Annotated in this window: 21 protein-coding genes and 1 tRNA gene; 10 read left to right on the forward strand and 12 right to left on the reverse strand. The window is 73.6% G+C overall.

The window, feature by feature from the left end; all coding sequences use genetic code 11:
• Nucleotides 1–20: 20 nt before the first annotated feature.
• From thrB to ACUY4T_RS09880, 6 genes are all read right to left on the reverse strand, one after another.
• Entirely contained in the window at nt 21–983 is a 963-nt protein-coding gene (gene thrB / locus ACUY4T_RS09855; RefSeq protein ID WP_446018757.1) for a homoserine kinase, read from the reverse strand.
• The gene (gene thrC, locus ACUY4T_RS09860; RefSeq protein ID WP_446018758.1) at nt 980–2,074 is read right to left on the reverse strand and encodes a threonine synthase; all 1,095 of its coding nucleotides are present in this window, start codon (nt 2,072–2,074) and stop codon (nt 980–982) included. Before thrC ends, thrB begins: the two co-directional genes overlap by 4 nt.
• Nucleotides 2,071–3,381, reverse strand: a complete 1,311-nt coding sequence (locus tag ACUY4T_RS09865; RefSeq protein ID WP_446018759.1) for a homoserine dehydrogenase — start codon at nt 3,379–3,381, stop codon at nt 2,071–2,073. Before ACUY4T_RS09865 ends, thrC begins: the two co-directional genes overlap by 4 nt.
• Complete coding sequence (gene lysA, locus ACUY4T_RS09870; protein ID WP_446018760.1) at nt 3,378–4,796, reverse strand: diaminopimelate decarboxylase; 1,419 nt, start codon at nt 4,794–4,796, stop codon at nt 3,378–3,380. Before lysA ends, ACUY4T_RS09865 begins: the two co-directional genes overlap by 4 nt.
• A gap of 169 nt (nt 4,797–4,965) precedes the next feature.
• Entirely contained in the window at nt 4,966–5,820 is an 855-nt protein-coding gene (locus tag ACUY4T_RS09875; protein ID WP_446018761.1) for an LmeA family phospholipid-binding protein, read from the reverse strand.
• Between the two features lie 44 nt (nt 5,821–5,864).
• Nucleotides 5,865–7,538, reverse strand: a complete 1,674-nt coding sequence (locus ACUY4T_RS09880; protein ID WP_446018762.1) for an arginine--tRNA ligase — start codon at nt 7,536–7,538, stop codon at nt 5,865–5,867.
• 39 nt (nt 7,539–7,577) lie between these two features.
• Here ACUY4T_RS09880 and ACUY4T_RS09885 point away from each other — a divergent pair, with 39 nt between their 5' ends.
• The 8 genes from ACUY4T_RS09885 (at nt 7,578) to ACUY4T_RS09920 (ending at nt 13,667) form a co-directional block, all read left to right on the forward strand.
• The gene (locus ACUY4T_RS09885; protein ID WP_446018763.1) at nt 7,578–8,186 is read left to right on the forward strand and encodes an iron ABC transporter ATP-binding protein; all 609 of its coding nucleotides are present in this window, start codon (nt 7,578–7,580) and stop codon (nt 8,184–8,186) included.
• 68 nt (nt 8,187–8,254) lie between these two features.
• A tRNA-Arg gene (locus ACUY4T_RS09890) sits at nt 8,255–8,327 on the forward strand.
• A gap of 197 nt (nt 8,328–8,524) precedes the next feature.
• Entirely contained in the window at nt 8,525–10,519 is a 1,995-nt protein-coding gene (locus tag ACUY4T_RS09895; protein WP_446018764.1) for a TPM domain-containing protein, read from the forward strand.
• A 52-nt stretch (nt 10,520–10,571) separates the two neighbouring features.
• Nucleotides 10,572–11,312, forward strand: coding sequence for a PspA/IM30 family protein (locus tag ACUY4T_RS09900; RefSeq protein ID WP_446018765.1), 741 nt, complete (start codon nt 10,572–10,574; stop codon nt 11,310–11,312).
• 74 nt (nt 11,313–11,386) lie between these two features.
• Nucleotides 11,387–11,779, forward strand: coding sequence for a three-helix bundle dimerization domain-containing protein (locus ACUY4T_RS09905; protein WP_446018766.1), 393 nt, complete (start codon nt 11,387–11,389; stop codon nt 11,777–11,779).
• A 22-nt stretch (nt 11,780–11,801) separates the two neighbouring features.
• Complete coding sequence (locus ACUY4T_RS09910) at nt 11,802–12,392, forward strand: J domain-containing protein (RefSeq protein ID WP_446018767.1); 591 nt, start codon at nt 11,802–11,804, stop codon at nt 12,390–12,392.
• A 46-nt stretch (nt 12,393–12,438) separates the two neighbouring features.
• The gene (locus tag ACUY4T_RS09915) at nt 12,439–13,281 is read left to right on the forward strand and encodes an arginase family protein (protein ID WP_446018768.1); all 843 of its coding nucleotides are present in this window, start codon (nt 12,439–12,441) and stop codon (nt 13,279–13,281) included.
• Nucleotides 13,282–13,286: 5 nt separating this feature from the next.
• Nucleotides 13,287–13,667, forward strand: a complete 381-nt coding sequence (locus ACUY4T_RS09920) for a Fe-S oxidoreductase (protein ID WP_446018872.1) — start codon at nt 13,287–13,289, stop codon at nt 13,665–13,667.
• Between the two features lie 16 nt (nt 13,668–13,683).
• Here the strand turns inward: ACUY4T_RS09920 and ACUY4T_RS09925 are convergent, their stop codons facing one another.
• A complete protein-coding gene (locus ACUY4T_RS09925; protein WP_446018873.1) occupies nt 13,684–15,108 on the reverse strand; it encodes an amidase in 1,425 nt (474 codons plus the stop codon).
• 61 nt (nt 15,109–15,169) lie between these two features.
• Here ACUY4T_RS09925 and ACUY4T_RS09930 point away from each other — a divergent pair, with 61 nt between their 5' ends.
• Entirely contained in the window at nt 15,170–15,802 is a 633-nt protein-coding gene (locus ACUY4T_RS09930) for a hypothetical protein (RefSeq protein WP_446018769.1), read from the forward strand.
• A 13-nt stretch (nt 15,803–15,815) separates the two neighbouring features.
• On the opposite strand, the gene ACUY4T_RS09935 is transcribed toward ACUY4T_RS09930, so the two are convergent.
• From ACUY4T_RS09935 to ACUY4T_RS09955, 5 genes are read right to left on the reverse strand one after another with little or no spacing between them, the layout of a single operon-like run.
• Nucleotides 15,816–16,394, reverse strand: coding sequence for a GNAT family N-acetyltransferase (locus ACUY4T_RS09935; protein ID WP_446018770.1), 579 nt, complete (start codon nt 16,392–16,394; stop codon nt 15,816–15,818).
• A 55-nt stretch (nt 16,395–16,449) separates the two neighbouring features.
• On the reverse strand, nt 16,450–17,142 hold the full coding sequence (locus ACUY4T_RS09940) for a uracil-DNA glycosylase (protein WP_446018771.1): 693 nt from the start codon (nt 17,140–17,142) through the stop codon (nt 16,450–16,452).
• Nucleotides 17,142–17,876, reverse strand: a complete 735-nt coding sequence (locus ACUY4T_RS09945) for a type 1 glutamine amidotransferase family protein (RefSeq protein ID WP_446018772.1) — start codon at nt 17,874–17,876, stop codon at nt 17,142–17,144. Before ACUY4T_RS09945 ends, ACUY4T_RS09940 begins: the two co-directional genes overlap by 1 nt.
• Before the next feature lie 33 nt (nt 17,877–17,909).
• On the reverse strand, nt 17,910–18,686 hold the full coding sequence (locus ACUY4T_RS09950) for a potassium channel family protein (RefSeq protein WP_446018773.1): 777 nt from the start codon (nt 18,684–18,686) through the stop codon (nt 17,910–17,912).
• Entirely contained in the window at nt 18,683–19,471 is a 789-nt protein-coding gene (locus ACUY4T_RS09955) for an SDR family oxidoreductase (RefSeq protein ID WP_446018774.1), read from the reverse strand. Before ACUY4T_RS09955 ends, ACUY4T_RS09950 begins: the two co-directional genes overlap by 4 nt.
• A gap of 70 nt (nt 19,472–19,541) precedes the next feature.
• On the opposite strand from ACUY4T_RS09955, the gene ACUY4T_RS09960 reads away from it, so the two are divergent.
• Entirely contained in the window at nt 19,542–20,675 is a 1,134-nt protein-coding gene (locus tag ACUY4T_RS09960) for an acyltransferase family protein (protein WP_446018775.1), read from the forward strand.
• Nucleotides 20,676–20,725 lie beyond the last annotated feature (50 nt).

The following is a 20,725-nucleotide window of genomic DNA, read 5'->3' on the forward strand; positions in this document are numbered from 1 at the left end:
GGGGCGGCCGGGGTCCGGAGTCAGTCCCCGTCGGTCCCGGTCACCGTCGCACCGAGGAAGTCGACGGCGAGCGGGAGCGCCTGCCACGCGGTGTCGGCCGCCTCCTCGACGAGGCGCACCGCATCGGCCCGCTCGCTCGGGTCGCTCGCGAGGACGAGGATCGACGGCCCCGCCCCCGACACCACGGCGGGGTGGCCCGCCTCGCGCAGCACGCGGATGAGGCGATCCGTCTCCGGCATGGCCTCGGCACGGTATCGCTGGTGCAGCTTGTCCTCGGTCGCGGCGAGCAGGAGCTCGGGACTCTGGATGAGCGCCGCCACGAGCAGCGCCGACCGCGAGACGTTGAACACCGCGTCCTCGTGCGGCACCGACTGCGGCTGGAGGCTCCGCGCGAGCGCCGTCGACATCTCGTGCTCGGGTACGAGCACGAGCGGCGAGACGCCGCGATGGACCATGAGCTTCTTGTGGCGCGGGCCGTCGGGCGTCACCCAGGCGATCGTGAGGCCGCCGAACAGGGCCGGCGCCACGTTGTCAGGATGGCCTTCGAGCTCGGTGGCGAGTTCGAGCAGCTCGTCGGGCGAGATCTCCACCTCGGGTGAGAGCAGCCCCGCGGCGGCCATCACGCCGGCGACGATGGCCGCGCCCGACGAGCCCAGGCCGCGACCGTGCGGGATGGCGTTGCGCGCCACCAGTGCGAGCGGGGGCAGGTCGTGCCCGAAGTGCGCGAGGGTGTGCGCGATCGCGCGGACGACCAGGTGCGTCTCATCGAGCGGGACCTCCCCGGCGCCCACGCCGTGCACCTCGATGCGCAGGCCCGTCCCGCCGACCTCGACCTCGACCTCGTCGTACCGCGCGAGCGCGAGTCCGAGGGTGTCGAAGCCGGGACCCAGGTTGGCCGACGTGGCCGGGACCTTGACGTGGACGCGCCGCCCGGCGAGGTCGGCCGTCGCCACCGCGGAGGCCGATCCGGGTGCCGCGCTCACGCGAGCCCCAGCACGTGTGCGACCTCCGCCGTGTCGGCGTGGACCACCGTCGGCTGCACGTCGGATCCGTCGGGCATGCGGAGCGCCCACTGGGGGTCCTTCAGCCCGTGGCCGGTGACGGTGAGCACGACGCGTGCGCCGGCGGGGATCTCCCCCGCCGCGGATCGCTCGAGCAGTCCCGCCACGCTGATGGCGGAGGCGGGCTCGACGAAGATGCCGACCTCGGCCGAGAGGATGCGCTGCGCCTCGAGGATCTTGTCGTCCTCGATCGCGCCGAAGTAGCCGTCGGTGAGGTCGCGGGCCTCGAGCGCGAGGTGCCACGAGGCCGGGTTGCCGATGCGGATGGCGCTGGCGATGGTGTCGGGATCGCGGACCGGCTCGCCGCGGACCAGCGGTGCGGACCCCGCGGCCTGGAAGCCGAACATCCGCGGGAGCCTCGTGGCGTTGCCCGCCTCGATGTCCTGGCGGTACCCGCGCGTGTACGCGGTGTAGTTGCCGGCGTTGCCCACCGGGATGAAGTGGAAGTCCGGCGCGTCGCCGAGCACCTCGACGACCTCGAACGCCGCCGTCTTCTGGCCCTCGATGCGGTCGTTGTTCACCGAGTTCACGAGGTGGACCGGGTAGTTCTCGGCGAGGTCGCGCGCGATGTCGAGGCAGTCGTCGAAGTTGCCCTGGATCTGGATGAGGCGTGCGTCGTGGGCGATCGCCTGGCTGAGCTTGCCCATCGCGATCTTGCCCTCGGGCACGAGCACCGCGGCCTTGATGCCGGCGTGGGTCGCGTACGCGGCCGCCGACGCCGAGGTGTTGCCCGTGGAGGCGCAGATCACGACCTCGGCTCCCCGCTCGACGGCCTTGGTCACCGCCATCGTCATGCCGCGGTCCTTGAACGACCCGGTGGGGTTCATGCCCTCGAACTTCACCCACACGTCGGCGCCGGTGCGCCGCGAGAGCGCCGGCGCGGGCAGCAGCGGCGTGCCGCCCTCGCCCAGCGTGACGACGGGGGTCGCCTCGGTCACGTCGAGCCGGTCGGCGTACTCCCGGATGACCCCGCGCCACTGGCGCGACGCCGCCTTGGTTGCCTGCTGGTTCACTCTGCTCCTTCGACTCGGATGACGGACGCGACGGAGGTGACGACGGGGCTGTCGGCGAGCGCGCGCACCGTCTCGGCGAGCGCGGACTCGCGCGCCTCGTGCGTGCCGATGACCAGCGTAGCCCGGCCCGTCTCGTCGCTGATGGTCTGCTCGAGCTCGCCCACCGACACCCCGTGGTCGGCGAAGACGTGCGCGATGGTGGCGAGCACGCCGGGCTCGTCGGCGGCCTCGACCGTGATCGCGTACCTGGTGGTGATGCGCCCGATGTCCAGGACGGGCAGCTCCGCGTGCGTGGACTCCGCCGTGCCGGGCCCGCCGAGCACGTGGCGTCGGGCGATCGCGACGAGGTCGCCGAGCACGGCCGAAGCGGTCTGCACGCCGCCCGCGCCGGCGCCGTAGAACATGAGGGGCCCCGCGGCCGCGGCCTCGACGAAGACGGCGTTGTTGGCCCCGTGCACGGCGGCGAGCGGGTGGGTCCGATGCACCATCGCGGGGTAGACGCGGGCCGAGACGCCCTCCTCCCCCGTCACGGGGTCGGCGAGGCGCTCGCAGATCGCGAGGAGCTTCACGACGTACCCGGCGCGCTTGGCCGACTCGACCTGCGCCGCGGTGACCCCCGTGATCCCCTCGCGATGCACCGACTCGATGGGCACCGCGGTGTGGAAGGCCAGGCCGGCCAGGATCGCGGCCTTCTGGGCGGCATCGTACCCGCCGATGTCGGCGGTCGGATCGGCCTCGGCGTACCCCAGCTCGGTGGCCGTCGCGAGCGCGTCCTCGAGCGACGCGCCCGTGGTGTCCATCCGGTCGAGGATGAAGTTCGTGGTGCCGTTGACGATGCCGAGGATGCGCTGGATGCGGTCGCCCGCGAGGCTGTCCCGGAGCGGCCGGATGATCGGGATCGCACCGCCCACGGCCGCCTCGTACGACAGCTGCGCCCCCACCTGCTCGGCCGCGGCGAAGAGCTCGGGACCGTGCGTGGCGATGAGCGCCTTGTTGCCCGTGACCACGTCGGCGCCCGAGGCGATCGCCGCGAGCACGAGCGTGCGCGCCGGCTCGATGCCGCCCATGAGCTCGATGACGATGTCGGCGCCCACGATGAGCGACTCGGCGTCGGTGGTGAACAGCCCGCGCGGCAGGTCGACGTCGCGCGGCGCGTCGACGTCGCGCACGGCGATGCCCACGAGCTCGAGGCGCGCGCCGATGCGGTTGGCGAGCTCGTCGCCCTGGTCGAGGAGCAGGCGGGCGACCTGCGAGCCGACCGAGCCGGCGCCGAGCAGCGCGACGCGGATGGAACGGTATTCGATCATGCGGTGACTCCGTGTCGGTCATCGTCGTGGTCGTCGGACAGTGCGGCGTCGCGCGCGAGCAGGTCGGCCTCGGTCTCGCCGTGCACGATCACGCGCGCGGCGCCGTCTCGGACGGCGACCACGGCCGGTCGCGGCACGTGGTTGTAGTTCGAGGCGAGCGACCAGCAGTAGGCGCCGGTCGCCGCCACGGCGACCAGGTCGCCCGCGGCGACGTCGTGCGGCAGCCAGTCGTGGTCGACGACGATGTCGCCGGACTCGCAGTGCTTGCCGACCACCCGGACGAGCGCGGCGGCCTCGCCCGAGGTGCGGGACGCCAGGCGTGCGGTGTACTGCGCGCCGTACATCGCCGTGCGGATGTTGTCGCTCATCCCGCCGTCGACGGAGACGTAGTGGCGCCATCCGTCGTCGGTGGGCACCGGCTTGACGGTACCGACGGTGTAGATCGTGATGCCGGCCGGCCCGATGATCGAGCGACCGGGCTCGAAGGCGAGGGCCGGGACCGGGACGCCGAGGCGGTCGCACGCGTCGGAGACCGCGCGTGCGATGCCCGCCGCGACCTCCTCGATCGGCCCGGGGTCGTCGGACTCGGTGTAGGCGATGCCGAAGCCGCCGCCGAGGTTGAGCTCGGGCACCGGCGCCACCGCGGCGAGGTCCGCGTGCACGGCGAGCAGCCGCTCCGCCGACTCGGCGAACCCGGCCGCGTCGAAGATCTGCGATCCGATGTGGCAGTGCAGTCCGACGAACTCGAGCGAGGCGTGCGAGCGGATGTCGCCGACGATCCGCCGCGCGTCGCCGAGCGCGATGCCGAACTTCTGGTCCTCGTGCGCGGTCGCGAGGAACTCGTGGGTCGAGGCGTGCACGCCGGAGTTCACGCGCAGGCGCACGCGCTGCACCCTGCCGGCCCGCGCCGCGGCATCCGCGACCCGGAGCACCTCGGCCTCGCTGTCGAGGATGATCGTGCCGACGCCCGCTCCGACGGCGCGCTCGATCTCGCGCTGGGACTTGTTGTTGCCGTGGAACCCGACGCGAAGCGGGTCGGCGCCGGCGGCCAGCGCGACGGCGAGCTCGCCGCCGGTGGCCACGTCGATGCCGAGTCCCTCCTCGGTCATCCAGCGGACGACCGCTGCCGAGAGGAACGCCTTGCCCGCGTAGTAGACCAGCGCGGTCGTCCCGACGGACGCCGCGGCCTGCTCGAACGCGAGGCGCGTGCGGACGGCGCGCGACCGGGCGACCGCCTCGTCGACGACGTAGAGCGGCGTGCCGAAGCGGTCGGCCAGCGTGCGCACGTCGACACCGCCGACCACCAGGCGCCCGTCGGCGTCGCGATGCGCGCCCTCCGGCCAGACGTGCCGGGCGAGCGCGTTCGGATCGGCGGGCGCGGGCGGACGCGCCGGGACGGGTGCGCTGGATGCCACGGGAACCTCACGGGGACGCTGGGAACGACGGATCACTCGGACGGCGAGCGAACCCGGATCGGTTCCTGAAGCCTCGGTGCGGACCGCCCTTGTGGGGCGGCGTACCGGCGAGTCTACCGACGGCCGGCGCACGGGCCGAATCGGGAGACGCCGTGCGACGCCGGGCGGATCAGTCGCAGGTGCCGCGCGTGCGCACCGCGTCGGCATCGAGCGGGAAGTCGCTGGCCTCGAGCCGCACCTCGACCTCTCCCGGGGCGACGTCGACGGCGGACACCTCGACCCCTTCGGGCAGGCGATCCGCGACGCAGATCGGCACCGGTTCGCCGCCGAGGATGCGGTCGACGAGTCCGGTCGCGTCGAGGGACCCGCCGGCCGCCTCGATCTCCGCGCCGACCGCGCGGAGGAGGACGGTGTCGCCCGCCGCCTCGGGCTCGGCGGTGACCGTGAAGCCGACGGCGAACCCGAGCAGGTCGAGTTCGTCGGTGTAGGACACCGCATCGTCGCCGAGCGTGAGACCGCCGGGCACGCCCTGGGCGGCGGCGATGTCGTCGACGGAGGCCTCGTCGAGCCGCACGACGGCCTCGGCCCGCGCGATCTCCTCGCCCTGCTGCACGGGCACGCCGTACAGGACGACGTCGGCCGCGAGCGGCACGCCCTCCACGACGAGGTCGGGCGCCGACAGTGCCACCTCGTCGAAGCGGCCCGTCACGAACTGCCACAGCGCGGAGAAGCCGCGGATCTCGACCTCGACGTCGCCCTCGACGCCCTCGGGCAGGTTCGCCGCGACGGCACCCGAGGCGGCGTCCTCGGCGAGGTCGCGGCCGACCGTCTCGACGAGGACGAACAGCAGCACCAGGATCGCCGCGAGCCCTCCGAGGATGATCCCCAGCTTGGCGCCGGCGCCGAGCCTCCCGCGGCCGGGCTCCTCGGAGCCGTCCCGGTCGATCGGCTCGATCCGGGTGGTCTCGGCCTCATCCGCCCGATCCGGCTCGATCCGCTGGGTGTCGCCGCCGTCGGTCGTCATCGATGCCCCGTCCTGTCCCGTTCCGCTGCCAGTGGGGATCGACGCTACATGCGCTCGGGCGCCGACACGCCGAGCAGGTCGAGCCCGTTCCGGATGACCTGGCCGGTCGCGTCGTTCAGCCAGAGGCGCGTGCGGTGCAGGTCGCCGACCGGCTCGTCGCCGAGCGGGAGCACCCGGCAGTTGTCGTACCAGCGGTGGTAGAGGCCCGCGAGCTCCTCGATGTAGCGCGCGATGCGGTGCGGCTCGCGGAGCTCGGCGGCCTGGCCGACGATGCGCGGGAACTCCTGCAGGGCGCCGAGCAGCGCCGACTCGGTCTCGTGCACGAGGAGCTCGGGCGCGAAGCCCGCACGGTCGACGCCGGACGCGTGGGCGTTGCGGGCGACCGCCGAGGTGCGCGCGTGCGCGTACTGCACGTAGAACACGGGGTTGTCGTTCGTACGGCGGCGCAGCTGCTCGGGGTCGATCGCGAGCGGCGAGTCGGCCGGGTACCGGGCGAGGGTGTAGCGCAGCGCGTCGGTGCCGAGCCAGGCCTGCAGGTCGTCGAGTTCGATGATGTTGCCCGCGCGCTTGGAGAGCTTCGCGCCGTTGATGCTCACGAGCTGCCCGATCAGCACCTCGATGTCCTTCTCGGGGTCGTCGCCGGCCGCGCCGGCGAGGGCCTTCAGCCGGTGCACGTAGCCGTGGTGATCGGCGCCGAGCAGGTAGATCTTGTGCTCGAACCCGCGGTCGCCCTTGTCGAGGTAGTAGGCGGCGTCGGCGGCGAAGTAGGTGTACGCCCCGTTGGCGCGGCGGATGACGCGGTCCTTGTCGTCGCCGAAGTCGGTCGTGCGGACCCAGACCGCGCCGTCCTCGTCGAACACGTGGCCCTGCGCGCGCAGCCGCTCGACCGCGGCGTCGATCGCGGAGACGTCGTCGTCGTCCTTCGCGTGCAGCGCGCGCTCGCTCGACCAGACGTCGAAGTGCACGTTGAACCGCTCGAGCGACGCGCGGATCTCGGCGAGCTGGAGCTCGTACGCGATCTCGCGGGCGGTGTGCAGCGCGACCTCGTCGTCGAGGTCGAGCAGGTGCGGCTCGCGTTCGAGCACGCGCGCGGCGAGGTCGGCGATGTACGGGCCGGGGTAGCCGTTCTCGGGGGTCGGCTCGCCCTTGGCCGCGGCGAGGACCGACGCGCCGAAGTTGTCCATCTGGTTCCCGGCGTCGTTGATGTAGTACTCGTTCGCGACGGTGGCGCCCGCGGCGCGCAGCACCCGCCCGATCGAGTCGCCGAGCGCCGCCCAGCGCGTGTGGCCGATGTGCAGCGGCCCGGTGGGGTTGGCCGAGACGAACTCGAGGTTGATCACGCGTCCGGCGAGCGTGTCGCCGTGGCCGTAGGCGGTGCCGGCGTCGACGATCGTCTTCGCGAGCGCGCCCGCGGCGGCGGCATCCAGCCGGATGTTGATGAAGCCGGGACCGGCCACCTCGGCGCTCGCGACGCCGTCGACCTCGGCGAGCCCGGCCGCCAGTTCGGCGGCGATCTCGCGGGGGTTCGCGCCGAGGGGCTTCGCGATGCGCAGGGCGATGCTCGAGGCCCAGTCGCCGTGCTCGCGCAGCTTCGGACGCTCGAGCGTCACTGCCTCGGGGGCGAGGTCGAGCTGGAGCGCCTCGTCGACGCCGCGACGTCGCTCGACCAGTTCCGAGACGAGGTCGAACAGGACACGCGAGAGATCGGCGGGAGTCACTCGAAGATCCTACCCGTCGCCGTTGGTATGGTTTCCCGCATGCCGCGCCCGAACCTCCCGCTCCTCCGCTCCGCGGTCGCCGTGTCGGCCGCGCTCCTTCTCGTCGGCTGCACCGTCTCCGACGACGCCTCGGGCTCGACCGGGACGCCCGCGGCATCCGGCACGCCCGCGCCCACCGCGCCGCAGGGGTCGGAGGCCCCGGAGCCCAGCGAGGAGCCGGTGCCGTTCGAGGCGTCGTGCACCGACCTGATCACGCTCGACCAGCTCTACGAGTTCAACCCGAACTACGGCGAGGCCCCCGGCTACGAGCCGCAGTCCGCGGCCGTCGCCGAGGTCGCCGAGGCCCAGGGCACGGTCTGCGGCTGGAGCAACCAGACCAGCGGCGAGCTCATCGAGCTCGGCGTCGCGACACTCCCGGAGCAGGCCTATGCCACCCAGGTCGGACGGGCCGCCGTCGACTCGAGCGCGGTGCCGACGTACGGCACGCCCCCGGAGGTCGAGGGCTTCTTCAGCCAGTCGGACGGCGTCGGCAGGGCCCAGGTCTTCGCCGACGGGTACTGGATCGTCCTCGAGTCCGGCGCCTTCTTCGAACCGGGCGACGCGGAGCAGCTCCTGTCGGCCGTTCGCGGCAACCTGGCGGCCCGCTGACGCGACGCCCCGACCGCCCCGGAGCGTCATCCGGGCGGTGCGGCAGGTGGTAGTGTGAATCGCTGTGCGCCTCCGTAGCTCAGGGGATAGAGCGCCGGTTTCCGGTACCGTAGGTCGGGGGTTCGAATCCCTCCGGGGGCACGTCGTGAAGGGCCGGATCCGATCAGTTCGCTGAGGATCCGGCTCGTTCCGTCTCCGCGGTGATCCGGCTGCGCGCGCCGCTCCGGGACCGGCGCCGTCGCCGCACCGCGAACGGGCCGAAGTTCCGCCGTCAAGGCGTGGACGCGTCCGAGGACGCCCCCCTAGACTCCACTCATCCGAGGGGAAGGCACTGGCGCATGCGGTCGGCACGTACGAGTTCGATCGCGGCCGCGGCCATCGCGTGCGTCATGGCCGTCGCACCGGCCGCCGTCGCGAACGCGGAGGACCCCGTCTCGTTCGGTGCGAGCCCGGTGGTCGACACGATCGACGCCCTGACCGCGGGCGAGCTGGCCGACGTCGAGGCCGCGATCGAGCGCACCGTCGACGCGAACGGCCGCCAGCTGTTCGTCGCGTTCGTCGACGAGTTCACGGCTCCCGAGGATGCGGCGTCGTGGGCGACGGAGACCGCGAACGACAACAACATGGGCACCGAGGACTACCTCCTGGCCGTCGCGATCGAGGGACGCGCCTACTACCTCTCCGCCGCACCGAATGCGTCGCTCTCCCAGGGCGACACCGATCGCATCGCGGTCGAGGTCGTCGAACCCCGGCTCCGCGACGGCGACTGGGCGGGTGCGGCCGTCGCCGCGGCCGATGCGCTGCGCGACGACGGCGGGGGCGGTCTCGGATCCGGGCTCATCTGGGTCCTGCTCGCGGTCGCCGCCGTCGTCGTGGTCGTGGTCGTCGTGATCGCGCGACGCCGGCGCGGGTCGTCCGCCGTCCGGGCGCCCGGAGCCGCCGCTCCCTCGGAGCCGTCCGTGCCGGTCGAGGAGCTGCGCCGGCGCGCGGGCAGCGCCCTGGTGCAGGCCGACGACGCGCTGAAGACGAGCGAAGAGGAGCTCGGCTTCGCGGTCGCGGGATTCGGCGACGAGGCGACGGCGGGTTTCCGCGCCGCCCTCGAGACGGCGCGGGGCAAGGTCGCCGAGGCGTTCACCCTCCAGCAGCGCCTCGACGACCACGAGCCCGACACGGAGGCGCAGCAGCGCGAGTGGTACGCCGCCATCCTCGCCCTCACCGCCGAGGCCGACGGACTGCTCGACGAGCAGGCCGACCGGTTCGACGCGCTGCGGGACCTCGAGCAGAACGCGCCGCAGGCGCTGGCCGGCGCCGAGTCGGCCGTGCAGGCGGCGGAGGACGGCATCAGGTCCGGCGCGGAGCGGCTGCAGTCGCTCGGCACGCGGTACGCGGCATCAGCGCTCACCGCCGTCGCCGACAATCCCGAGCAGGCCCGCGCGCGGGTCGCGTTCGCCCGAGACTCGATCGACGAGGCGCGGGCCGCCCTCGAGCGCGGCGAAGCGGGAGCGGCAGCGGTCGACATCCGCGCGGCGGAGGAGGCGAGCGATCAGGCGCGGCTGCTCTCCGCGGCGATCGAGCGGCTCGCCGCCGACCTCGAGGAGGCCGACCGGGTCGTCGCGGCCGGCGTCGACGACCTCGATGCCGACGTGCGCACCGCACGCGGACTCGCCGACCCCGCGCTCGCCGCCCTCGCCGACCGCGTCGAGGGAGAGGTCGCCGCGATCCGGGCCGAGCTGGCCCGCGACGGCCGTGCTCCGCTCGAACTCTCCGCGCGCGTCGACCGCGTGAACGCCGAGATCGACCGCGCGGTGCAAGGGGCTCGCGATGCGCAGGTCCGGGCGGAGCGGACCAGGGCCGAGCTCGATCGCGCGCTGCTGTCCGCGCGCAGCCGGGTGCAGGCCGCGGAGGACTACCTCGTGGCACGCCGCGGGGCCGTCGGATCCGAGGCCCGGACTCGGCTGGCCGAGGCGGGTCGGCTCACCGTCGAGGCCCAGGCCCTCGTCGCGACCGACCCCGCGAGCGCGCTGGCCGCGGCGCAGCGCGCCGAGCAGCTCGCGGGCTCCGCGATGTCGCTCGCGCAGCAGGACGTCAGCGGCTTCGACGGCGGCATGTTCGGCGGCCGACCCGCCCGCGGCGGGGGCGGCGACATGTTCGGCGCCGTCCTCGGCGGCATCCTCATCAATTCGATGATGGGCGGCGGCGGTGGCGGCGGCTTCGGCGGGGGCCGCCCCAGCCGGGGCGGCTTCGGCGGCGGCTTCGGCGGCGGCGGGCGCTCGCCGGGCAGCTTCGGCGGCTCCGCCACCCGTTCCCGACGCGGAAGCGGAGGCCGGTTCTGAGCCGAGCACGCCGACTTCGCCCCATCGACCACTCCAACGGAAGGAAGCCAGGATGTCCAAGCAGTCCATCTTCGGACGGATCTCGCAGCTGCTGCGAGCCAACGTCAACGCGCTCATCGACCAGGCCGAGGACCCCAGGGTCATGCTCGACCAGATCGTGCGCGACTTCACCAACTCCATCGCCGATGCCGAGGCGGCGATCGCCGAGACCATCGGCAACCTCCGCCTGCTCGAGGACGACCACCGCGAGGACGTCGAGGCCGCCCGCGAGTGGGGCGACAAGGCGCTCGCCGCCAGCCGGAAGGCCGACGAGCTCCGCACCTCGGGCGATGTCGCAGGTGCCGACAAGTTCGACAACCTCGCCAAGGTCGCGCTGAGCCGCCAGATCTCGTCCGAGAACGAGGCGCGTGCCGCCGAGCCCCAGATCGCCGCCCAGACGGAGGTCGTCGACAAGCTCAAGAGCGGCCTCAACGGCATGAAGCAGAGGCTGGTCGAGCTCCAGAACAAGCGGTCCGAGCTCATCGCCCGCGCCAAGACGGCGGAGGCGCAGCAGCAGGTGCACGAGGCGGTCAAGTCGATCGACGTCCTCGACCCGACGAGCGAGATCGGTCGCTTCGAGGACAAGATCCGGCGCGAGGAGGCCAAGGCCCGAGGCCAGGCCGAGCTCGCCGCGTCGAGCATCGACGCCCAGTTCAACGAGCTCGACGACCTGGGCGAACTGACCGAGGTGGAGGCGCGGCTCGCCGCGCTGAAGTCGGGCGGCTCGCCGCAGGGCCGGCTCGAGTCGAACTGAGCCGCCGGCGGATGCCGCGGGCCCGCCTCGCGGCATCCGCCCCACCCCCACCGATCTCTGGGAAGGACCCGCCGATGGACGCCCACGAGGAGCGCGCACTGGTCGCCCGCATTCCGGAGCGGCTCGCGCCGCACTTCCCCGATCTCAGCCTCGAGCGGATCGAAGCGGTCGTGGAGGAGGAGTACCGGCGGTTCGACGGGCGCCCCATCCGCGACTTCGTGCCCGTGCTGACCGAGCACCAGTCGCGCGACCGGCTCCGTGCCGAGGGGACTCCCGAGGTGTTCGCCTCGCCGCCTGACGCCGCCCCGGAGGATCCGGACGGCGGCGACGGCCCCGGCCGGGATGCGGCCCCGGGCGGAGGCGCGTCGGGCTCCATCGGCCCGCGAGCGGGCGAGACACGACCCGAGGCGGCGACCGGGCCGCCGGTGACCCTGTTGAACGGCGACCTCGGCGGGGGCCCCGCGTGACCCCCGGACCGAGACCCGGGCGATGAGCCCGGACGAGGCCGCCGTCATGCTGGGCGTCCCCTCGGACGCACGGCCGGCCGAGATCGACCGGGCGTACCGCCGCCTCGCCCGCGACCTGCATCCCGACCGGTTCAGCGGCCGACCGGCCGACGAGGTGCGGGCCGCGAACGAGCGCTTCATCGAGGTGACGCGCGCGCACGAGGTGCTGCTCGCCGCGCAGCGGTCCCCCGCGCCGTCCGCTCCCACCGCGGTCCCGCGTCCGGCGCCGACCGGCGAGCGCCGCCCCGCGCCGCCGCGACCGTTCAGCTGGGTGCTGTTCACCGCGTGGTCGGCACTGCTGGTCCTCGGAGCGGTGCTGTCGACCGCGTCGGGCCCGTTCTTCACGCCCGCCGACCTCTGGCTCCGGCTCGGGCTGCTCGTGGCAGCCGGCCTCGCGACCGCGCTCACCGGTCGGCGGTGGGTCTGGAGGGCGATGCTGGCCCTTCTCGCCCTCAGCGCGATCGCGGTGATCGCGTCGACCACGGTCGGCGGCCTGCTGGGCCTCGGGTTCATGGCCGTCGCCTGCTTCGGCCTGGCCGTCCAGGGCCGGCTCGTACGCTTCCCGGACCAGTAGCCGAGGCGGCGTGGCGAACCGACGGCGCGCAGAACATACTGGGTTCATGCCGGCCGCCTTCCTCGTCATCCCCGAGTGGCAGGGCTCCGTGTCGTCCCGCGCCATGAGCCACGCCGACGGCGCGCACGCGATCCACGGCGACCTGCCGACCTCGTCCACCGTCCTCGTCGAGGTGCCCGTGGAGGCCGGCGACGCGCTGGGCACGGGCGTGCAGCGCTACAGCGCCGTGCGCCGTGTCCGCGAGCGCACCGCCGAGGCGCTCGCCGCAGCCACGGGGACGCCCATCGCGATCGGCGGCGACTGCGGCATCGCGCTCGCACCCGCCGCCGCGGCTTCGGCGGCCCATCCGGGTGAGCTCGCGGTGCTCTGGCTCGACGCGCACCCCGACCTGAACACGCCCGAGACGAGCCCGTCGGGCGCGTTCAACGGCATGGTGCTCCGCGCGATCGCCGGCGAGGGCGCCGACGGGCTCGCACTCGACGAGTCGGTCCGCGTCGCGCCGTCCCGGTTCGTCCTCGCCGGCCTCCGGTCCGTCGACGCCGGCGAACAGGCGTACATCGACCGGCACGGGATCGCGACGCTCGGCGTCGACGACCTCTCCGCTCCCGAGCGCCTGGCCGAGGCCGTCGCCGCGACAGGCGCGAGCCGCGTGTACGTGCACGTCGACCTGGACGTGCTCGACCCCTCGGCGATCGCCGGGCTGTCGTACCCCCTGCCCTTCGGCGTGCAGCCGGAGGTGCTCGTCGCCGCGGTGCGCGAGGTGGCCCGGCGGATGCCGCTGGCGGGCGCCTCCATCGCCGGGTTCGCGCCGTCGTCGCCCGAGGCGGCGCTCGACGACCTGCCCGTCATCCTGCGGCTGCTCGGCGCGCTGTCGTCGCCCGGCTCGTGAGCCGCATGCTCCGCATCCGGCTGACCGACTCCCCCATCAGCGCCGCGGGATACTGGTGGGCGACGGCCGTCGGATTCGCGTGGGGCTTCCTCTGGAGTCGAGGGCGCATCGAGCGCCACCGCGGGCTGATCGTGTTCCGCGGCATGCCCAGGTGGACGTTCGGGCGCGGCGGCTCGTGCGTGGGCGGGTGCTACCTCACCTCGTCGAACGTCTCGCAGGCCGTCCTCGGCCACGAGGCCATCCACCGCGCCCAATGGCGCAAGTACGGGATGCTCTTCCCGATCCTGTACTGGATGTCGGGCCGGAACCCGCTGACGAACCGGTTCGAGATCGAGGCCGGCCTCGAGGCCGGCGGCTACGTGCGCCGGCGGTCCGTGCCGCGGTAGGAGGCCCCGACGCGCGTCACCAGGTCGGAGGGCGCCGCCGACCGCGCCGTGCCGCGCGCTCGAGCTGCGCGGCGAGGGCGAAGAGCGTCGCCTCGCCTCCGGGCCGCCCGATCAGCTGGACGCCCATGGGCAGGCCGGCCGGGGTGTCGTGGACGGGGATGGTGAGCGCCGGCAGCCCCGCGACGTTCACGAACGACGTGTAGGGCGTGAAGCGCACCTGCTGCGCGAAGTTCTCCTCGCCGTCCTCGGCGTCGTACCACCCCACGGGCCGCGGCTCGAGCGCGAGCGCCGGCGTGATCACCGCGTCGAAGTGAGCCAACCGTGCGATCGTCCGCCGCTCGAACGCCGCGAGCCACGACAGTGCACCCGCGAGATCGGCGGCCGAGAGCGTGCGCCCGCGCGCCATCAGCCACCGCGTGAGCGGCTCGAGCCGATCGCGCCGCGCCTCGGGCACCTCGATCGTCGCCGCGCCCGCCTGCCAGATGGTGCGGAACGCCCCGGGGTAGCCCGGCTCGGGCGCGGGCGGCACTTGCTCGACGCCGTGGCCCAGCCGGTCGAGCAACGCGACGCCCGCCTCGAGCGCGACGCGGGCCGACGGGTCCAGGCGGACGTCGGTGAACTCGTCCCAGGGCGTGTCCGTCATGACCCCGACCTGGAAGCGCCCCTCGCCCCGGATCGCCGCACCGAGGTACGGCCCGTCGTCGCCGGGCGCGCGCACCGAGAACGGATGCCGCGGCGGGTAGCCTCGCGGGCCGATCATCCCGTCGAGCAGCAGCGCCGCGTCGGCGACGGTGCGCGCGATGGGTCCGACCACGCCGAGGCCCGCGAGCCGGTCGAGGCCCGTGCCGGCGGGCACTCGCCCGCGTGACGGCTTCACGCCGACCAGGCCGCACGACGCCGCGGGGATGCGGATCGAACCGCCGCCGTCGCTTCCCGGCGCGAACGGGAGCATCCCCGCCGCGACCGCGGCGGCCGCACCGCCGCTCGAGCCGCCGGCGCCGAGGGCTAGGTCCCACGGATTCCGCGCGGGCCGCCCGGCAAGCGGCTCCGTGTAGGACGGCAGGCCGAACTCCGGCGTGGCGGTCTTGCCGAGGCTGATCGCCCCCGCGGCGTCGACCGCGTCGACGAGGTCGTCCGACTCGTCGGGCACGTGCCCCTCGTGCGCGCGCGAGCCGAACGCGGTCGGCACCCCCGATCGAGGATGGAGGTCCTTGTCGGCGAGCGGCATGCCCCACAGCGGTGCGGCGCGCGGGACCTCGCGCTCGACCGCCCGCGCACGCTCCAGCGCCCGCTCCGGCGTGACCGCCGCGAAGGCGCCGACGGCCGCATCCAGCCGGTCGATCCGCGCGAGGTAGTGCTGCGTGGCCTCGACGGGCGAGACGTCGCCGCGCTGCAGCAGCTGGTGGAGCTCCAGCGCGGTGTACTCGTGCAGGTCCTCGATCGCATCGGCCACGTCGACGAGCCTACGCAGGACCGCAGGTAGAGTGACGATCGTGGCGGGGATGGACCGTTCGCGCATCGTCGGCGCCGTGGCGCGGCATCCGCTCGCCTGGGGTGCCGCATGGAGCTTCGCCTTCGGCGCCGTGCTCGTCGTCGCGGTGATCGCGGACTGGCCCGCGTGGGCCGACTCCCTCGTCCTGAGCGCGATGATCACCCCGTCGCTCGCCGCGATGGTGACGGTGCTGCATGCGACCCCGCGACGGCACTTCGACGAGATGTCGTCGGTGTTCGGGCACTTCGCGGTGCGCTACGCCGCGCTGGTGATCGGCGTCATCGCGTGGAGCGCCTCCGTGGTCGTCGGGGCGGCGATCTCGCAGGCCATCCAGCTCGCGGCCGAGGGCCGGGAGGACGAGGTCCTCGGCACCGGGGTCGACGTCATGGTGTTCCTCGTGCCGCTCCTCGTCGCGCTGCTGTGGGCGGGGTTCGTCCTGCGCTGCGCGTGGTTCCTCGCGCGCATCCGCGGGTGGGCCGAGGCGCCGGCCGACGACCGGGTGCCGCCGGCGATGCTCGCCGGCCGTCCGGCGTTGCGCCGCACCGTCGTGGGGCTCGCGCATCCGGGCCTGTTCGGCGCGACCGGACTCGTCGCCGCCGCGATGCTGCCCGTGCTGATCGGCACGCAGGACCTGGCCGTCTGAGCGCGGCGGACCGCTACTTCAGCGACTTCTGCAGCAGGACGGTGCCGAGCCAGCGGTCGAACTTGAACCCGACCCGCCCCATGCGCCCGATCTCCGTGAAGCCGAACTTCTCGTGCAGGGCGATCGACGCCTCCGCGCCCTGGTCGGCGATCACGGCGAGGATCTCCTTCAGGCCGGCCGCCCTCGAGGCGTCGATGAGCGCACCGAGGAGTGCGCGGCCGAGCCCCTTCCCGGACGCCGCCGGCCCGAGGTAGATGGAGTCCTCGACGGTGTACCGGTACGCGCGCTTCTGCTTCCAGGGCGACACCAGCGCGTAGCCCAGCAACTGCCCGGACGGGGACTCGGCGACCAGGAACGGCATGCCGAGCTTCTGGAGGAGGGCGAACTTCTGCTTCCACTCGCGCAGCGTCATGGCGTCCTCGTCGAAGGTGACGGTGGAGTTGGCGACGTAGTGGTTGTAGATCTCGCGGACGGCGGGGAGGTCGGCGCCGCGGGCCGGGCGGATGGCGAAGGAGAACGGCGCCTCCTCCGGCTCCGGCGACCGCAGGTGGCGCGGCAGCACCCGGCGCTGCTGGTATTCCTCCTCGAGCATTCCGCCATCGTACGCGCGCCGTGTTGCGAACGGATGACGCGGTCGGGCACGCGGATCAGTCGGCGAGCGACCAGTCCACCGCTCGGCCGCCGGCGTCCTCGAGCAGCGCGTTCGCGCGGCTGAACGGGCGGGAGCCGAAGAAGCCGCGCGACGCGGACAGCGGGCTCGGGTGCGCGGAGGCGATGCGCGGGGTGTCGCCGAGCAGCGGGGCCAGCGACTGCGCGTCGCGCCCCCACAGGATCGCCACGAGCGGCGCGTCGCGAGCGACCAGGGTGCGGATCGCGTGGTCGGTGACCCGCTCCCAGCCGATCCCCCGATGGGAGCCGGCCTCGCCGGGTCGGACGGTCAGCACCCGGTTCAGCAGCATGACGCCCTGGCGGTTCCAGGCGCCGAGGTCGCCGTGGGCCGGGGTCGCGATGCCGAGGTCGTCGCGGAGCTCGCGGTAGATGTTCGAGAGGCTCCGAGGCAGGGGGCGCACGTGGCGCTCGACCGCGAACGAGAGCCCGATCGGGTGGCCGGGTGTCGGGTAGGGGTCCTGCCCGACGACGAGGACCCGGATCCGGTCGACGGGCTGCTGGAAGGCGCGCAGGACCCGGTCGCCCGCGGGGAGGTAGTCGCGCCCCTCGGCGCGCTCGGCGCGCAGGTGGTCGCCCAGGCGCGCGAGGTCGCCGGCCACGGGCGCGAGCGCCTCCGCCCAGGTGGGGTCGATGAGCCCGGCGTCCGAGAGCTCCGGGAGGGTGCGGCCCATCAGCCGGAGATGCTCCGGACGAGGACCCCCTCGTCGCTCGCGCCGACGCTCCAGACGCTGCCCGCCCCGGCGACGCGCAACCCTGCGGTGCCGATGGAGAACAGCGTGTCCTCGTCGATCGCGATGCCCCCGTCGACCAGTCCGGCCTCGGTGGCCGCGATGAGCCGGGTGAGGGTGCCCCACTGCGCGGCGTGGCAGTCGACGGTCAGGTCGACCAGTCCGATGCCGGCCTCGGCGGTGATCTCGTCGAGGTCCTCCGACGCCTCCTCGGGCGCGACGGCCACGCCGCCGATGCGCCATCCGCCGAGCAGCGCCGTGTCGGCGGCGATGGCCGCCCCGGCCGAGAAGCCGAGGTAGGGCAGCCCGGATGCCACGAGTCGGCGGAGCTCTCCCGCGAGCGGTTCGACGGCGCGCCGGTAGGCGGGGGTGAGACCGCCGCCGACGAGGACGCCGTGCGCTCCGGCGAGCGCGGACGAGGCGAACTCGCCGTCCTCGCCCACGATGGTGACGACCGGGTCGCAGGGCAGGTCCGCGGGTGCCGCCGCGTCGAGGGCGGCGAGCCACCTCGCGCGCTCGGCCGTGCCCGCCTCCGGCGGCGCGACGAGCAGCACGACGACCCTCGCCCGCTCGGCGCCGTCGCGCGCCGCGGCGTCGGCGGCCTCCGCGAGGAACGGGCCGTACACCGCGGGGGCGTGCGCCGGGCTCCAGCCGCCGCCGACCAGGTGGACGCTCATCGGGGGGTCTGCTTCGCGTCTGGGGTCATCCCGTCAGGGTACCGGCCCGACGTCCGGGGAACGGCGGTCCGCGGAGTCTGCCCCGGTGTCCCGCACCGGGTCGAGTCCCTCGCGGCCGGCGATGAGCTCGTCGCGGCGTTCGGGATTCCGCTCGTGCCGCAGGCCGGACAGCCGCTCGTTCAGGATCGAGATCACGGTCGCCGAGGCCACGCCGACGATCGCGACGCCTCCGGCCATCAGGAACCCGGCCCAGACGCGCCCCAGGGTGGTCACGGGGTAGGTGTCGCCGTACCCGACCGTCGCGAGGGTGACGACGGCCCACCACACCGCGTCGCCGAAGTTCACGATGTTGGCCCCCGGCGCGTCGCGTTCGGCCTGCAGCACGGCGAGCGCGATGAAGAACACGTAGACGGCGGCGTAGAGGCCCGCGCTCACGACGAACCGGGCGCGCACCACCTCCCTGGTGCGGCGCTGGAGGACCGGCAGGTGACCGATCAACGTGACCACGCGCAGGGCGCGGAACACGGGGACGAGCACCGACAGCAACTCGACCGGATGCGTCCACACGTAGTGCCAGCGCTCGCCCCGCGGCGTCAGCGTGATGCGCATGACGGCGTCGGCGAGGAACAGCACCCAGGTCACGATGAAGATCACGTTGAAGGTGACGATCACGGGCCGCGGAAGGTCGGGCACCAGCACCCAGACCACGTAGGCGACGATGAACGCCAGTCCGAAGACCGCCAGCAGCCGGCCCGTGGCGTCGATCCACCGCTGCCGCCGTGCGACCCGGCCGACCCTCCCGGCGCTCATCGTGCCGAGTCCGATCGCACGGCGAGGGGCCCCTTGGCGAGCCGGTGCGGGGCGGCCTGCGCGACGGGCTTGACGATGATCAGGTCGAGGTCGACGTGCGGCGGCTTCGACATCGCATCGACGATGACGGCGGCGACGTCCTCGGCCGTGAGCGGATCGGGGACGCCTTCGTACACGGCGTCGGCGCGCGCCCGGTCGCCCCCGAAGCGCACGAGCGCGAACTCATCGGTGCGCACCATCCCCGGCGCGACCTCGACGACGCGGATCGGCTCGCCGTTCAGCTCGAGCCGAAGCACCTCCGTGAGGGCGTGCGCGGCGAACTTCGCCGCGTTGTACCCGCCGCCGCCGACGTAGGCGACGTGGCCGGCGATCGACGTGACGTTCACCACGTCGGCGACGCCGCGATCGACGGCCCCTCGTCGCAGCAGCGGCAGGAGGGCGCTGGTGACGCGCTTGACGCCCAGGACGTTGACCTCGAGCATCCAGCGCCAGTCGTCGAGGTCCGAGTCCTCGACCGACGCGAGGCCCTTCGCGCCGCCGGCATTGTTCACCAGGGCATGGATCGCGCCGTCCCGTTCGAGCCGGGTGCGCAGCGCCGCGACGTCGGCGTCGCTGGTCACGTCGGCGACGACGACGTCGCACCCCGTCTCCGCCGCGAGCGCGCGGAGGCGCTCCTCGCGGCGCGCGACGGCCACCACGTCCCATCCGGCGGACCGCAGCGCCCGGACCGTCGCCGCCCCGATGCCGGAACTGGCCCCCGTCACGACCGCTCGCGTGCGCACCATGCGGCCCATTCTGCACCGCGACCTCGTCCTCCTCCCTCGAAGACATCGCGTGGTGCGGGAGAATGGCCGGATGGAGCCGACGCCCGCGCCCCGCGCCACCAAGCCGCCGACCCCACGCAAGCGGCGCGTGCCGCTCTGGGACAACGCCCGCTGGATCGCGATCACGCTCGTGGTGATCGGCCACGGCATCCTGCCGCTGATCGCGGAGGACGACGCCGCGTACAGCGTCTACCTCTTCATCTACTCGTTCCACGTCGCCGTGTTCGTCACCGTCTCCGGGTACTTCGCGAAGTCCGGGCCGCCGAACGCCCGCGCGATGCGCCTCGTGCTCACCGACATCGTCTTCCCCTACTTCATCTTCGAGACGATCTGGACGGTCATCCGCTTCGCGCTCGGCGGCGACCTCGTGCTCGACTACACGACCGCGTCGTGGACGCTCTGGTTCCTCATCGCGCTGGCGATCTGGCGGATCGCCCTGCCGTACCTCGTGCTGCTCCGGTACCCCCTCATCATCGCGATCGCGATCTCGATCGGCGCCGGGTACGCCGTCGAGATCGACTCGACGCTCGCGCTCACGCGGACGTTCGGCATGTTCCCCTTCTTCGTCTTCGGCTGGAAGCTCCGGCAGTGGCGCATCACCGACCGGTGGCTCGACCTCCGGACCGCGGTGGCCTGGCGATGGCGCGCCGCCGCCATCGCGCTGTTCTCGGCGCTGCTCGTCGTGATGCCGATGGCGATCGAGACCTGGCGCGACCTCCGGCTCCGCAGGTTCATGCTCTATGACGAGTCGTACGAGGCGATCGGCTACGACGAACCGTGGTCGGGCGCCATCCGCCTGTTCCTGCTGCTGCTCGCGATGCTGCTCGCCGTCGCCTTCCTCGTCCTCATGCCCAGGCGAACCACGTGGTTCACCGCCTTCGGCAGCGCCACGATGTACATCTACCTGCTGCACTCGTTCGTGCTCTTCCCGCTCCGGGAGACGCCGATCCTCGAGGGCCCGCAGCCGTGGTGGGTCCTGCCGCTCATGATCGCGTTCTGCGTGCTCGTCTCGGTGGTCCTGTCGCTGAAGCCCGTCCGACGCGTCTTCCGGCCGCTCGTGGAGCCGCGAGCGAGGTGGCTGTTCCGGCCCGAGCCGATGACCGCGACCGGCACCATCGTCCTGCCGAAGGACGCGCTGCCGCCGCCGCGCGAGCCCGGCGCATGACGCCGTGTTGCGGCATCCGTTGATCGCCTGAACGGCCGCTCGTAACGTGG

This window comes from Agromyces arachidis, assembly GCF_052805135.1.